The 6,651-nt window shown below is 38.4% G+C and carries 8 protein-coding genes and 2 pseudogenes; 4 read left to right on the forward strand and 6 right to left on the reverse strand.

Going from position 1 to position 6,651, the window contains the following annotated elements:
* Nucleotides 1-98: 98 nt before the first annotated feature.
* Nucleotides 99-494 (reverse strand): annotated as a pseudogene (locus tag ACSIPU_RS29795) (helix-turn-helix domain-containing protein); the annotation flags it as partial.
* Between the two features lie 87 nt (nt 495-581).
* Here ACSIPU_RS29795 and tetC point away from each other — a divergent pair.
* Complete coding sequence (tetC, locus tag ACSIPU_RS29800; protein WP_000428546.1) at nt 582-1,175, forward strand: tetracyline resistance-associated transcriptional repressor TetC; 594 nt, start codon at nt 582-584, stop codon at nt 1,173-1,175.
* Between the two features lie 112 nt (nt 1,176-1,287).
* Here the strand turns inward: tetC and tet(B) are convergent, their stop codons facing one another.
* Complete coding sequence (gene tet(B), locus ACSIPU_RS29805) at nt 1,288-2,493, reverse strand: tetracycline efflux MFS transporter Tet(B) (RefSeq protein WP_001089072.1); 1,206 nt, start codon at nt 2,491-2,493, stop codon at nt 1,288-1,290.
* An 81-nt stretch (nt 2,494-2,574) separates the two neighbouring features.
* Between tet(B) and tetR(B) the strand changes: the two genes are divergently transcribed.
* The gene (gene tetR(B), locus ACSIPU_RS29810; protein WP_000088605.1) at nt 2,575-3,198 is read left to right on the forward strand and encodes a tetracycline resistance transcriptional repressor TetR(B); all 624 of its coding nucleotides are present in this window, start codon (nt 2,575-2,577) and stop codon (nt 3,196-3,198) included.
* Here the strand turns inward: tetR(B) and ACSIPU_RS29815 are convergent.
* From ACSIPU_RS29815 to ACSIPU_RS29825, 3 genes are read right to left on the reverse strand one after another with little or no spacing between them, the layout of a single operon-like run.
* Complete coding sequence (locus ACSIPU_RS29815) at nt 3,176-3,862, reverse strand: ArsR/SmtB family transcription factor (protein ID WP_001284954.1); 687 nt, start codon at nt 3,860-3,862, stop codon at nt 3,176-3,178. The two genes, tetR(B) and ACSIPU_RS29815, sit on opposite strands and share 23 nt — an antisense overlap.
* Before the next feature lie 7 nt (nt 3,863-3,869).
* Nucleotides 3,870-4,256, reverse strand: coding sequence for a hypothetical protein (locus ACSIPU_RS29820; RefSeq protein ID WP_000460651.1), 387 nt, complete (start codon nt 4,254-4,256; stop codon nt 3,870-3,872).
* Complete coding sequence (locus tag ACSIPU_RS29825; protein WP_000562370.1) at nt 4,249-4,569, reverse strand: antibiotic biosynthesis monooxygenase family protein; 321 nt, start codon at nt 4,567-4,569, stop codon at nt 4,249-4,251. The genes ACSIPU_RS29820 and ACSIPU_RS29825 overlap by 8 nt, the downstream gene beginning before the upstream one ends.
* Nucleotides 4,570-5,012: 443 nt before the next feature.
* Here ACSIPU_RS29825 and gltS point away from each other — a divergent pair, with 443 nt between their 5' ends.
* Together gltS and ACSIPU_RS29835 are read left to right on the forward strand one after the other, a co-directional pair.
* Complete coding sequence (gltS, locus tag ACSIPU_RS29830) at nt 5,013-6,218, forward strand: sodium/glutamate symporter (RefSeq protein WP_000599531.1); 1,206 nt, start codon at nt 5,013-5,015, stop codon at nt 6,216-6,218.
* A gap of 230 nt (nt 6,219-6,448) precedes the next feature.
* Nucleotides 6,449-6,568 (forward strand): annotated as a pseudogene (locus ACSIPU_RS29835) (LysR family transcriptional regulator); the annotation flags it as partial.
* Between the two features lie 15 nt (nt 6,569-6,583).
* On the opposite strand, the gene ACSIPU_RS29840 reads toward ACSIPU_RS29835, so the two are convergent.
* Nucleotides 6,584-6,651 (reverse strand): hypothetical protein (locus ACSIPU_RS29840; protein WP_223232774.1); only part of this gene is annotated, 68 nt, incomplete at its 5' end.

A 6,651-nucleotide genomic window follows, 5' to 3' on the forward strand; every position in this document is an offset into this window, starting at 1 on the left:
TACTCGTGGCTGCAACCCTACTAGCTCAAAATTTATTCACACATGGTTACGCTTTGGGGAAATTATGAGGGGATCTCTCAGTGCATTGCCTCCAATTCCCATAATTTATTACGCCGATAATAACTTGGTGTAACCTTAAAAATGTACTTAAATCGACGTGTAAAAGATTGTTGGGAATCAAATTGATATTTTAATGCGATCTCAAGGATAGTTTTTTTCGTCAACCTCAACTCAACAGCCGCTTTCGTCAAACGACGAGCACGAATATAGCTAGCCAGTGTGACCCCTGTTACTTTTTTGAACAGCCGCTGAAAATACCACTTGGTATAACCCGCTTTATTCGCCACATCATCAAGCAGTAAAGACTGATCTAAATTATGTTCAATCCATAATAGAACATCTTTGATAACCGTTGTATGAAACTGCTTATCATCATATCTTAATTGGATGTTATTAGCTTTATTTTGATAGCGAGAATGCTGTTCAATATACATAAAATAACCTAAATGTTCTTAAGATTGTCACGACCACATCATCATGATACCATAAACATACTGACGGTATGTTATTTTAAATCTATCATGGAAAATAAAAATCATCAACAAGAAAATTTTAAGAGTACCTATCAATCACTGGTTAACTCAGCACGAATATTGTTTGTTGAAAAAGGCTATCAAGCTGTTTCAATAGATGAGATCTCGGGAAAAGCGTTGGTGACCAAAGGTGCCTTTTATCATCACTTTAAAAATAAAAAACAATTACTCAGTGCCTGTTATAAGCAGCAATTAATTATGATTGATGCCTACATCACAACAAAAACTGATTTAACAAATGGTTGGTCTGCCTTAGAAAGTATATTTGAACATTATCTTGATTATATTATTGATAATAATAAAAACCTTATCCCTATCCAAGAAGTGATGCCTATCATTGGTTGGAATGAACTTGAAAAAATTAGCCTTGAATACATTACTGGTAAGGTAAACGCCATTGTCAGCAAATTGATCCAAGAGAACCAACTTAAAGCTTATGATGATGATGTGCTTAAAAACTTACTCAATGGCTGGTTTATGCATATCGCAATACATGCGAAAAACCTAAAAGAGCTTGCCGATAAAAAAGGCCAATTTATTGCTATTTACCGCGGCTTTTTATTGAGCTTGAAAGATAAATAAAATAGATAGGTTTTATTTGAAGCTAAATCTTCTTTATCGTAAAAAATGCCCTCTTGGGTTATCAAGAGGGTCATTATATTTCGCGGAATAACATCATTTGGTGACGAAATAACTAAGCACTTGTCTCCTGTTTACTCCCCTGAGCTTGAGGGGTTAACATGAAGGTCATCGATAGCAGGATAATAATACAGTAAAACGCTAAACCAATAATCCAAATCCAGCCATCCCAAATTGGTAGTGAATGATTATAAATAACAGCAAACAGTAATGGGCCAATAACACCGGTTGCATTGGTAAGGCTCACCAATAATCCCTGTAAAGCACCTTGCTGATGACTCTTTGTTTGGATAGACATCACTCCCTGTAATGCAGGTAAAGCGATCCCACCACCAGCCAATAAAATTAAAACAGGGAAAACTAACCAACCTTCAGATATAAACGCTAAAAAGGCAAATGCACTACTATCTGCAATAAATCCGAGCAGTACTGCCGTTTTTTCGCCCCATTTAGTGGCTATTCTTCCTGCCACAAAGGCTTGGAATACTGAGTGTAAAAGACCAAGACCCGCTAATGAAAAGCCAACCATCATGCTATTCCATCCAAAACGATTTTCGGTAAATAGCACCCACACCGTTGCGGGAATTTGGCCTATCAATTGCGCTGAAAAATAAATAATCAACAAAATGGGCATCGTTTTAAATAAAGTGATGTATACCGAATTCGATTGCGTCTCAACCCCTACTTCGGTATCTGTATTATCACGTGTATTTTTGGTTTCACGGAACCAAAACATAACCACAAGGAAAGTGACAATATTTAGCAACGCAGCGATAAAAAAGGGACTATGCGGTGAAATCTCTCCTGCAAAACCACCAATAATAGGCCCCGCTATTAAACCAAGCCCAAAACTTGCCCCTAACCAACCGAACCACTTCACGCGTTGAGAAGCTGAGGTGGTATCGGCAATGACCGATGCCGCGACAGCCCCAGTAGCTCCTGTGATCCCTGAAAGCAAACGGCCTAAATACAGCATCCAAAGCGCACTTGAAAAAGCCAGCAATAAGTAATCCAGCGATGCGCCTATTAATGACAACAACAGCACTGGGCGCCGACCAAATCGGTCAGACATTTTTCCAAGCCAAGGAGCAAAGATAACCTGCATTAACGCATAAAGTGCAAGCAATACGCCAAAGTGGTTAGCGATATCTTCCGAAGCAATAAATTCACGTAATAACGTTGGCAAGACTGGCATGATAAGGCCAATCCCCATGGCATCGAGTAACGTAATTACCAATGCGATCTTTGTCGAACTATTCATTTCACTTTTCTCTATCACTGATAGGGAGTGGTAAAATAACTCTATCAATGATAGAGTGTCAACAAAAATTAGGAATTAATGATGTCTAGATTAGATAAAAGTAAAGTGATTAACAGCGCATTAGAGCTGCTTAATGAGGTCGGAATCGAAGGTTTAACAACCCGTAAACTCGCCCAGAAGCTAGGTGTAGAGCAGCCTACATTGTATTGGCATGTAAAAAATAAGCGGGCTTTGCTCGACGCCTTAGCCATTGAGATGTTAGATAGGCACCATACTCACTTTTGCCCTTTAGAAGGGGAAAGCTGGCAAGATTTTTTACGTAATAACGCTAAAAGTTTTAGATGTGCTTTACTAAGTCATCGCGATGGAGCAAAAGTACATTTAGGTACACGGCCTACAGAAAAACAGTATGAAACTCTCGAAAATCAATTAGCCTTTTTATGCCAACAAGGTTTTTCACTAGAGAATGCATTATATGCACTCAGCGCTGTGGGGCATTTTACTTTAGGTTGCGTATTGGAAGATCAAGAGCATCAAGTCGCTAAAGAAGAAAGGGAAACACCTACTACTGATAGTATGCCGCCATTATTACGACAAGCTATCGAATTATTTGATCACCAAGGTGCAGAGCCAGCCTTCTTATTCGGCCTTGAATTGATCATATGCGGATTAGAAAAACAACTTAAATGTGAAAGTGGGTCTTAAAAGCAGCATAACCTTTTTCCGTGATGGTAACTTCACGGTAACCAAGATGTCGAGTTAACCACCCTTTAGATTCATAAAGCGAAAATAATGCGGCTCCAACGTACCCACCTAAATGGAAACGGCGTTCACTCCAATCTAAACACGCACAACAGATTTTACGTGAATGTTTGGAAGGAACGTCAATTCCCATTTCATGAAAATATTGAATACCACTTAATGTGATCATTGAACCATTTTCAGTGATCCATTGCTGTTGACAAAGGGAATCATAGATCTTAACGGCAACTTCGCCAGCTAAATGATCATAGCAAGTACGTGCTTTTCGTAAATGCACTGGCGTGGAAACTTTGGCATGTACGCCATGGTTTAAGGAGATCCCCATCATACTTTCCATCAATTCAGCAATATCTTTTCCTGCTAGCCGAAAATAACGATGCTTGCCTTGAGCTACTACTGTGATTAGCTGGCAATCTAATAATTTAGATAAATGACTGCTCGCCGTTGAAGCTGATATATTCGCCACAGAACTTAGCTCAGTGGCCGTCCAAGCTCGCCCATCCATCAAAGCACTGAGTATTTTAACTCGTGAAATGTCAGACATAGCCGCCCCTATCGCGGCTATTGAGGACTCAAAGGTAACCTCTTTTCGTATTAAATTAGCCATCGCAAGTTCACTTTATTGCCCAAGGGAGCGTAACAGATGCAGCCATACTATCATTGTCCGTTATTAATATCAGTTGGTTAGCATGGTCACTGTATTGCACTAAAATATTAATGTTATTCTCCGCCAATACTCGTGCTATTTCGCCAAGTTCCCCCGGTTTTTCCTGTTTTAACTTACGAATTAATGGTGTCCGGATCGCAAGTACTAACAGTCCAGCTTGCTCTAGCGCTATTTTAGCTTCCTTTCCTTGTTCAACAAGAAAATGAGCATGGCATTCATCACCAACCGTAAATATCCCTCCCCCTTCCAATCCAATACCTTTATTACCTAATGTTTTTCCTAGTAATGCTAATTGTCCTATTTGATTATCTAAAACAACGTGAACATCAAACATTATCCTTGTCCTTTTTAAATGAATATTCGCGAGTAATATGAGCAATACTAATTTTGTAAAAATCAAATATTGACTCTCGCCCTTCTTGTTGAGCTTTCGCATGTAAAACATGATTTTTCCATTGCAGAACTGCGTATTCGTTTTCCCACCAAGATAGCGATAACATTTTTCCTTCTGTAGCTAGACTTTGAAAACGTTCAATTGAAATAAAACCAGCTACATGACTTAATAGTGGTCTTAACTCCTCAGCTAAAGTCAAATAGCGAGTTTGTTGGTCGGGTTGTATTTGCACCTCAAATATTACAGCAATCATATTTTTCTCCGTTATTAATCAACAAACAGAGTAATCCACCCGAAAATTAACACTTCGATAAGCAACGAAATATAGAAAGGTCATGCTGCTGTTTTATGTTGTATATCACACTTCTTTAAATTGCTCGGCCTGCGCTTATCATGTTCTCCTTCTCTTATAATTTTGTTTATTATTTATACTTTTTTATTTTTTGCTATCACCGAAAATAGTGCGGATCCCGCATGGTATTTAGGTTTACCCATCATTAAATACCATTGTTGTTATTTTAATCTTTTTAATATTTCATGATTAAGATCACACTAAAATTATGACCCTATTAACTAAAAGTTATGGATACCCTAATAAAACTCATTGTTAAAGATTAGTTAACCAAAGTAACTTCATTTTTCACTATTGTTAAATTGTTATAGTGAAAATTCTGGTAAACTAATAGAGGTAAAAAAATGATCCTAGATGCCAGTTATACATTATTAGTCGCATGTATCGCGCTACTCATAGGAATGTTTGTCGTAAAATTTACCCCGTTCCTACAAAAAAACCACATACCAGAAGCCGTCGTTGGTGGCTTTATTGTTGCAATTGTTCTGTTAATTATTGATAAAACATCAGGTTATTCGTTTACTTTTGATGCTTCATTGCAAAGTTTATTAATGCTCACATTCTTTTCCTCTATCGGGCTAAGTTCTGACTTTTCTCGACTGATTAAAGGAGGAAAGCCGTTAGTTCTATTAACTATTGCAGTAACGATCCTAATCGCCATTCAAAATACTGTCGGCATGAGTATGGCTGTCATGATGAATGAAAGTCCATTTATTGGCTTAATTGCAGGTTCAATTACTCTAACAGGTGGTCATGGTAATGCCGGAGCATGGGGCCCTATTCTCGCTGATAAATATGGTGTAACAGGCGCCGTTGAATTAGCGATGGCTTGTGCAACACTTGGATTAGTGTTGGGTGGTTTAGTTGGCGGCCCTGTTGCCCGTCATCTTTTGAAAAAGGTCTCTATTCCTAAAACAACCGAGCAAGAGCGCGACACTATCGTTGAAGCTTTTGAGCAACCAAGCGTCAAAAGAAAAATCAATGCAAATAACGTTATTGAAACCATTTCAATGCTGATTATCTGTATTGTTGTTGGTGGCTATATCAGTGCATTGTTTAAAGATACTTTTCTGCAACTGCCTACTTTTGTCTGGTGTTTATTTGTCGGTATTATTATCCGTAATACACTGACTCATGTATTTAAACACGAAGTGTTTGAGCCGACCGTCGATGTATTAGGTAGCGTTGCTTTATCGCTTTTCTTGGCAATGGCGTTAATGTCATTAAAATTTGGTCAATTGGCAAGCATGGCAGGGCCAGTATTAATTATCATTGCTGTACAAACTGTTGTCATGGTGCTATTTGCCTGCTTTATCACCTTCAAAATGATGGGCAAAGATTATGATGCTGTCGTGATCAGCGCGGGTCACTGTGGCTTTGGTATGGGAGCAACACCAACAGCAATTGCGAATATGCAAACAGTCACAAAAGCATTTGGACCATCACATAAAGCTTTCCTTGTCGTTCCTATGGTCGGTGCCTTTATTGTTGATATTTCAAACAGTATCTTAATTAAAATATTTATTGAAATTGGTACATACTTTACCTAATAGCTACACACTACTCGGCGTACTTCTCCTAACAATTTATTATAGGGCAGTATGCCGAGCCGCTTTCTTACCCCGTATATTCCCCTAGTCAATCTATTTAGCTTGCACGTTTACGAATTAATTCTCGTGACAACTAAACCAAAATTTGAATTATGACGAGTATATCTGATTATTTATACTTTATTCGTTAGAATAGTCCGTAGAAATAAATAATCAGTAGGCTACATGGAATGAAATTAAGACATCTCGATATCTTTTATGCTGTAATGACTTGTGGTTCCTTAACGCGTGCGGCTGAAGTTTTACATATTTCTCAACCCGCGGCGAGTAAAGCACTCAAACATGCTGAGCACTGAGAGATCCCCTCATAATTTCCCCAAAACGTAACCATGTGTGAATAGATTTTGAGTAAGCAGGGTTGCAGCCACGAGTG

The organism is Klebsiella sp. HN106 (genome assembly GCF_051209435.1).
Classification (GTDB): Bacteria; Pseudomonadota; Gammaproteobacteria; order Enterobacterales; family Enterobacteriaceae; genus Klebsiella; species Klebsiella oxytoca.